The organism is Sinomonas sp. (assembly GCF_036848755.1).
GTDB lineage: Bacteria > Actinomycetota > Actinomycetes > Actinomycetales > Micrococcaceae > Sinomonas.
In genome coordinates this window covers 10,174-15,446 of record NZ_DAIUJO010000088.1, presented here as the reverse complement: position 1 = coordinate 15,446, position 5,273 = coordinate 10,174, and the positions used below count along the sequence as shown (strand labels likewise).

4 protein-coding genes are annotated in these 5,273 nt (G+C 71.2%); 2 read left to right on the top strand and 2 right to left on the bottom strand.

What is annotated here, in order from left to right:
* Nucleotides 1-218: 218 nt before the first annotated feature.
* Entirely contained in the window at nucleotides 219-869 is a 651-nt protein-coding gene (locus V7053_RS13755) for a peptidoglycan-binding protein (protein WP_334172841.1), read from the top strand.
* Between the two features lie 6 nt (nucleotides 870-875).
* Entirely contained in the window at nucleotides 876-3,263 is a 2,388-nt protein-coding gene (locus V7053_RS13750) for a hypothetical protein (RefSeq protein ID WP_334172840.1), read from the top strand.
* A gap of 168 nt (nucleotides 3,264-3,431) precedes the next feature.
* Here the strand turns inward: V7053_RS13750 and V7053_RS13745 are convergent, their stop codons facing one another.
* Together V7053_RS13745 and V7053_RS13740 are read right to left on the bottom strand one after the other, a co-directional pair.
* A complete protein-coding gene (locus tag V7053_RS13745) occupies nucleotides 3,432-4,157 on the bottom strand; it encodes a maleate cis-trans isomerase family protein (RefSeq protein ID WP_334172839.1) in 726 nt (241 codons plus the stop codon).
* Nucleotides 4,158-4,159: 2 nt separating this feature from the next.
* The coding region (locus V7053_RS13740) for a dihydroorotase (protein ID WP_334172838.1) at nucleotides 4,160-5,273 on the bottom strand (1,114 nt) is incomplete at its 5' end.

Here is a 5,273-nt window from a genome sequence, read left to right as displayed (position 1 = left end):
CGCTGGCCAGAACCCACCCACGCCTCCGACGCCACCTACAACTTCCCCTCCAACTGAGCCTTCTTCCTCGCGTAGGACCAACTGCACGGGTCAGGGTCTTCGAAGGGCCCGGGCAGGCTGCACCGTTCCGGCGATAGACAGACGGGTCTGTCTCCCAATATTCTTCGGGCAAGGGCAAGGATGAGAAGGCGCCCTCCAGCGCCGGAATGGAGCAGACGATGGCCGACGATCCGGGGATGCAGCCACTGTCGGAAGAGGAGCTTGCGGCGGAAGGGATCACTCCGCTGCCGGACAAGGAGGTCGCGTCCATCCTCGACCTCAACGCAGACCTCAATCTGGGGATACAGGCCGACGCTCCCATCGACCTGGGAGTGGCCGCGAACGCGAACGTGGCGGCACCGATCGATGCGTCCGCCTCGGCCAACGTCCTCTCCGCCGGCTCCACGTCCGCGGGCGTGGCGCACCAGAGTGCGCTGATCGATCAGGGCATCAACGCCGACGCGACCGCGAACTCGGTCCAGGACAGCACCATCGGGCACGCGGCGGGCGGGACGACGGCGGCCGCCCCGGCGCCAAGCGGGGACACGACTGCCTCCGGCACGACCACGACCGACCCGACCGCGGCCAACGGCAGCCTTCTGAACGTCAACGTGAATCTGGACGCGAATGCGGGCATCGCCGCGCCGATCAACGGCGCGGCGGCAGCGAACGCGAATGTCGCCGCGCCCATCAACGCCGGTGTCGCCGCCAACATCGGCGCCGTGGACAGCACCAGCGTCGCAGATGCCCAGCAGGAGGCCGTCATCACCCAACACGTCGACGGCGCGGCCACAGCGACCTCCGACCAGCAGTCGAATCTGCAGCAGTAGGCCTCCATGACGGTGCGCCCCGGACACCCGCCCGTGCCCGCCGGGCCAGCCCCCTCTGGTCCGGACCCTGGCCAGCACGTCCCCTCGCTGGCCGAGGGCGTGGAGCTGATCGGCGAGCTGAAGGGCTCGGGCTACCGGGACGCACCCGCGCTCGTGCGCCGCCGGGACGGCCAGACCCTGCAGCTGACGCCGCTGCTCTATTCGGTCCTGTCCGCGGTGGACGGGCACAGCAGCGTCTCGGAGATCGCAGACCGAGTGAGCCAGGGCTCCGGCCGCCGGGTCACCGCGGAGAACGTCCGTACCCTCATCGATTCCCGCCTACTTCCGCTGGGGCTGCTCAGGCGGGCCGACGGATCGCAGCCCGAGGTCAGACGGTCGAACCCCCTCCTGAGCCTGCGCTTCCGCTACACCGTCACCGACGAGGAGAAGACGCGGCGGCTGACAGCACCTTTCGCGGGCCTGTTCCGTCCTTGGGTCGTGGTCCCGCTGGTGGCAGCCTTCCTGTTCGTCAGCTGGTGGGTGCTGGCCGAGAAAGGGCTCGCCTCGGCGACCTACCAGGCGTTTGACAGCCCGGGGCTGCTGCTGCTGGTCGTCGCCGTGACGGTCTTCTCCGCGGGATTCCACGAATTTGGCCATGCGGCCGCCACCCGCTACGGCGGGGCCACGCCCGGCGCCATGGGGGCCGGGCTCTACCTGTTCTGGCCCGCCTTCTACACTGACGTGACCGACTCGTACCGGCTCGGAAGGGCCGGGCGCGTCCGCACTGACCTGGGCGGCCTCTATTTCAACGCCATCGTGACCGTCGTGATCGCCGGGATCTGGTGGGCAACCCGATATGACGCCCTGCTTCTGGTCGTCCTGACCCAGATCCTGCAGATGATCCGCCAGCTCACGCCGCTGGTGCGTTTCGACGGGTACCACGTGCTCGCGGACCTGACAGGGGTTCCCGACCTCTTCCACCGCATCCGACCCACGCTGCTCGGCCTCCTGCCGTGGCGCTGGGGACGCCCTGAGACGAGAGTGCTCAAACCGTGGGCGCGCGCCGTCGTCACCCTCTGGGTCCTGATCGTGGTCCCCGTCCTCCTCGGCAGCCTGGCCCTGATGGTCATCACCCTCCCGCGTGTCCTTGCGACCGCCTGGGCGAGCGTCGCCCGGCGCGAGGCTTCCCTCGCCGCCTCATGGGGCCACGGGGACCTCTTGGGCGCGGGCGCACAGGCGGTCATGATCCTCGCGGCCGCACTCCCCGTCCTCGGCATGGCCCTCATCCTCGTCAGGATGGCAGGGCGCTGGGGGCGCACGATGTGGCAGAAGACGCGTGGCCGACCGGCCCGCCGCGCCACGTCGGTCGTCGCCGCCCTCGCCGTCGGGGCACTGCTCGCCGCCGTCTGGTGGCCCGACGGATCCACCTACCGCCCGATCCAGCCCTACGAGCGCGGCACGGTCGCCGACGCCTTTGCCGTGCGGGCTCCCACGGGGTCCCCTCTCGTGCAGGGACAAGAGGGGCAGATCGCCGCGATTTGGCCCCAAGGGGTACCCCAGCCGACGGCGGAGAAGCCCCAGCTTGCGATGGTCCTCGTGCCCCGGGCCGGTCGGAGCGCCACCTCCCAACGCAACACCAATGGCGCCGCCAATGCCCCGGCGCCGGCGTGGGTCTTCCCCTTCAGCAGGCCGAGCCCACCGGGCGACGGCGGCAACCAGGCCTTGGCCGTCAACACGAAGGACGGGTCGGTCGTCTACGACGTGGCCTTCGCACTCGTCTGGGTCCAGGACGGCGCCGCGCTCAATACCAACGAGGCGGACGCGTTCGCCAGCTGTCGGGACTGCGCCGCGGTGGCCGTCGCGTTCCAAGTGGTGCTCGTCGTTGGCCAGGTCCACGCCGTCGTCCCGCAGAACCTGGCCGTTGCCGCCAACTACAACTGCACCCAGTGCCTCGCCTATGCGCTGGCCGACCAGCTCGTCCTCACGCTCGACGGACCGCTGAGCCCGGCGGGAATGGCCCAACTCGCCCAGCTGTGGGACGACATCGCCAAGCTCCAAGCCGGCATCCAAGACCTACCCCTCTCACAGCTCCAAGCCCGCCTGAACCAGTACATGACCCAGATCAGGCAGGTCATCGCACAGGACCCCTCCGCCACCCACCAGACTCCCGGCAGCACGCCAGCAGCGACCGGAACAGCCACAGCCGGGGCCTCCCCCGTCCCCTCTCCGGGCGATGGCGCCACTCCGGGCGCCAGCCTGCCCGACACAGTCACGGCACCCCCGACACCCGGAGCCGGAGCACCTGCGGCCCCTGGCACCGACGCCCCCACCCAGACAGCCGCACCCGCGCCGGTCGACGCGCCGCAGTCCCCGGCCCCGCCGGCCACACCGATGCCAACCGCCTCCCCCAGCTGACCTCACTCGAACCGGCTCGTCTCCAGACCAAGGCGCTTCGACGAGTTCAAACGGCGCGGCTCCGCCAGCGAGATCCCAGCGTTTCATTGGCAGGCTGCGGCTGCACGGCCGGGCCGCGAACCTCCGTGGCCTTGGCCTGGGTTTTCCCCGGGCGAGTCCGTCCGCTCCTCAGGCGAGCAGCCTGCCCCAGCGGGGCTCGAGCAGGGGCGCGCCGGCGAGCTGGAGGCAACGCCACAGGGTGACCGCGACCGAGTCGAGGGCGGCGACCCCTGTGCGCTCCTCGACGCGGGCCACGAGCGGGGCGCCGTAGAGGTTCGTGCACAGGTACACAAGCGCGTCGGGCCGCTCGGCCGCCAGCTCGAGCGATCCGGGCAGGAGCTCCTCCGGGGCGAGGCGGGCGAAAGACTCGTTCTCGCTCAGGCCCAGGGCGCGGTGGCACGTGACGCTGATGCCTTCGGCGGCGTAGCCCGCAATGACCCGGAGGTTCACGTCCTCGGTGTAGGGGGTCATAAGCCCGACGGTCCGGGTGCCGAACTGCCCGAACGCGGCCAGGCAGGCAAGCGTCGAGGTCGTGGCCGGGACGCCCGTGGCGCCCGTGATCTCGGCGGCGATCTCGCGATCGTGCCCGGTCCCGAGCCACGAACCGGACGTGCCGTTCCACGCGATGACATCCACGTCCGCCGTGGCGAGCAGTTCCGCGGCACGGCGCATGCCATCGACGTCGAACTGCCGGTCGGAGCCGGAGTCGAGGGCGATCCTGGTCACCGGTATGCGGGTCGAGTGGACAGTGACGTCCTCCCTGCCGCCGAGGATCCGGTAGGTCATGGGTTCCAGGCACGTGTTCGAAGAGGGCACGATCATGCCGATCCGGGCGGGACGGGATGACCGGACCATGCTCACTTCCCCCACTTCGGGCCAGCGCCGGCGACGGCGGCGAGCTCGCCGGGCCAGCCGGCCGGGGGCGCGCCGGGCGCCGGTGAGGCCGCGGCCTCGTGGTAGCCGAGGCGGGGCAGGAAGCGGCCCACCGGGCCCGGGTCGTGGAAGCCGTCCTCGTCGAGGACCACCCGGCCTGCCGCGACCACAGCCCGAGGCCAGCCGCGCAGCTCGCGGCCTTCGAACGGGGAGAAGTCTGTGCCCATGTGCAGGGCCGCGGCCTCGACAGTGCGGGCCTCGTCCGGGTCGAACACGACGAGATCGGCGTCGTAGCCCGCCGCGATGGCGCCCTTGCCGGGGAGCGCGTTGATGCGTGCGGGCGCTGCCGAGAACAGGTCCACGAAGCGCTCGAGAAGCCCCGTCCCCGGCAGTCCGGAGGCGGCCGGGGACGCACCGCCGGGGGCTCGAGACAGGGTGCCGAGCCCCGCCGATGCCTCCCAGAGGGCGGTGAAGGCGACTGGCATGCGGGTCTCGACGCCGGGGAGCCCGTGCGGCATCTGCCGCACGTCCTGCGCGTGCTCGCGCTTCTGGGCGAGGTCGTAGCAGGAGTGGTCGCTCGCGATGGTGTGGATCGAGCCGTCCGCGAAGCGCTCGCGCAGGGCCGCGACGGTCTCGGGCGACCGCATGGGCGGGCAGCAGGCGAACCACTCGGGGAAGCGGGCGGCGTAGACGCCGTCGTCGAGGGTGAGGTAGTGCGGGCATGTCTCGGAGTGGATGGCCAGCCCCCGTGCGCGGGCATCGGCGACTAGGTCGACGGCGCCCGGGGTGGACTGGTGCACGAAATACACCGGCGCCCCGGCGTACTCGGCCATCGCCAGGACCTCCCGGACGGAGGCCTCCTCGGCCAGCTCGGGCCGCATCGCGGGCAGGTGCGCCAGGCCCGTCCGGCCGGCCTCGGCGTGCTCACGGGTGCAGTGGACGACCATCGCGTCGTGCTCGGCGTGGATGTAGGTGAGCCCGTCGAGGCGGACCATCTCCCGCATGACGTTCAGGACGGTGTCGTCCTCCGCCATGGTCGTGCCGCGGTTCGTCATGTACATCTTCACCGAGCGGATGCCGAGGCGGGCCAGCTCCTCG

Bases quoted from the DNA above. Each gene is read 5' to 3' on its own strand.
- V7053_RS13755 (WP_334172841.1), top strand. From the start codon at position 219: ATGGCCGACGATCCGGGGATGCAGCCACTGTCGGAAGAGGAGCTTGCG.
- V7053_RS13750 (WP_334172840.1), top strand. From the start codon at position 876: ATGACGGTGCGCCCCGGACACCCGCCCGTGCCCGCCGGGCCAGCCCCC.
- V7053_RS13745 (WP_334172839.1), bottom strand. From the start codon at position 4,157: ATGGTCCGGTCATCCCGTCCCGCCCGGATCGGCATGATCGTGCCCTCT.